This window comes from Phenylobacterium sp. (assembly GCF_016793225.1).
Taxonomy (GTDB): domain Bacteria; phylum Pseudomonadota; class Alphaproteobacteria; order Caulobacterales; family Caulobacteraceae; genus Phenylobacterium.
The window spans coordinates 1-1,750 of record NZ_JAEUMN010000133.1; the positions used below are offsets into that span (position 1 = coordinate 1).

The 1,750-nt window shown below is 69.1% G+C and carries 2 protein-coding genes; one reads left to right on the top strand and one right to left on the bottom strand.

Annotation, left to right across the window (positions count from 1 at the left end; all coding sequences use genetic code 11):
• Positions 1-749 (bottom strand): PA0069 family radical SAM protein (locus JNK30_RS15485; RefSeq protein WP_293483493.1); only part of this gene is annotated, 749 nt, incomplete at its 3' end.
• 85 nt (positions 750-834) lie between these two features.
• Here JNK30_RS15485 and JNK30_RS15490 point away from each other — a divergent pair.
• Positions 835-1,572, top strand: a complete 738-nt coding sequence (locus JNK30_RS15490) for an AAA family ATPase (protein WP_293483494.1) — start codon at positions 835-837, stop codon at positions 1,570-1,572.
• The last annotated feature ends 178 nt before the right edge of the window (positions 1,573-1,750 follow it).

A 1,750-nucleotide genomic window follows, 5' to 3' on the forward strand; every position in this document is an offset into this window, starting at 1 on the left:
GCCTCCATCTCGTGGTCGTTGAGGCCCGGGATGCAGGGGGCGAACATCACCATCACCGGCACGCCGGCGCGGGTCAGGCGCCGGACGGAGTCCAGCCGCCGCTCAGGCGTGGCGGCGCGGGGCTCCATCGAGCGCGCCAGCCTGCGGTCCAGGGTGGTGATCGAGATCGCCGCGCGGGCGAGGCCGAGGGCGGCCGCCTCGGCCAGCAGGTCCAGGTCGCGGACGATCAGCGCGGACTTGGTGATCACCGAGAAGGGATGCCGGAACCGGACCATCACCTCGATGACGCCGCGGGTGATGCGCAGCGTCCGTTCCTGGGGCTGGTAGGGGTCGGTGTTGCCGCCGATGTGGATGGTCTCGGGCTGGTAGCCGGGACGGGACAGCTCCTTCTCGAGCAGGCGCGCCGCGTCGGGCTTGAAGAAGAGGCGGCTCTCGAAATCGAGCCCCGGGGAGAGCCCCATGTAGGCGTGCGCCGGGCGAGCGTAGCAGTAGATGCAGCCGTGCTCGCAGCCGCGATAGGGATTGATGGAGGCCGAGAAGCCGACGTCGGGGCTGTCGTTCCGCGAGATGATGACCTTGGCCTTCTCGGGCGCGACGGTGGTCCGCAGGCGGACCGGCTCGGCGTCGTCCGGGGTCCAGCCGTCATCGAACGCCTCGCGCTGCTGGGCCTCGTAGCGGCCGCTGGCGTTCGACCGCGCGCCGCGCCCGCGGGCGAACTCGGAAGGTCGTGGATCGAACGCGCTGGACATGTCGCCAGCATAGGGTAGGGTTCGAACAAAACAAGAACATATGAAGCGGCCGGCGGAACGGGGCGGCCTTGGACCGAGGTTGTCGATGCGAGCGGTCGATGCGGAGCACTACTGGATCGCGGCCCGGTTCGAGCGGCGCGAGGGGTGGGACGCCGGCAGCTATCCGTTCAATCTTCCCGTGGTCCGCAACCTCTACGAACTGGAGTTCCATCCGAAGGTCACCTTCCTCGTGGGCGAGAACGGTTCCGGCAAGTCGACGCTGATCGAGGCGCTCGCCGTGGCCTGGGGCTTCAACGCCGAGGGCGGGACCCGGAACTTCAACTTCGATACGCGCGCGTCGCACTCGCCGCTGCACCGCTTCGTCAGGCCCGTCCGGTCGGCGCGACGGGCGACGGACGGCTATTTCCTGCGCGCCGAGTCGCACTTCAACGTCAGCACCCAGATCGACGAGCTGGGCGTGGTCCAATCCTATGGCGGCGTCTCGCTGCACGAGCAGTCGCACGGCGAATCGTTCTTCGCGCTGATCGACAACCGCCTGAAGGGCGGCGGCCTCTACATCATGGACGAGCCCGAGGCGGCGCTGTCGCCCAACCGGCAGCTCAGTTTCCTGGTCCGGCTGCACGAACTGGTCCGGCTCAGGTCCCAGTTCATCATCGCCACGCACTCGCCGATCATCCTGGGCTATCCGGACGCCTGGATCTACCAGACCACGCCAAGGGGCCTGGAGCGCATCGCGTACGAGGACACCGACCACTACCAGGTCACCCGCAGCTTCCTGAACCGGCGCCAGACCTTCCTCGACACCCTGCTGGCGGACGACTGACGGCTTGCGGGATCGGCGTCGGCGGGCGAAGCAGCGGCCATGCTCAGCGTGATCATCGACGCGCGGCGCGACGCCGACCGCCTGCCGGCGCTGCTGACCCAGCTGACGGCCGGGGCGGTGGACGGGCTGGTGCGCCAGGTGGCGATCGTGGCGTCGCCGGGACAGGCCGGCATCGACG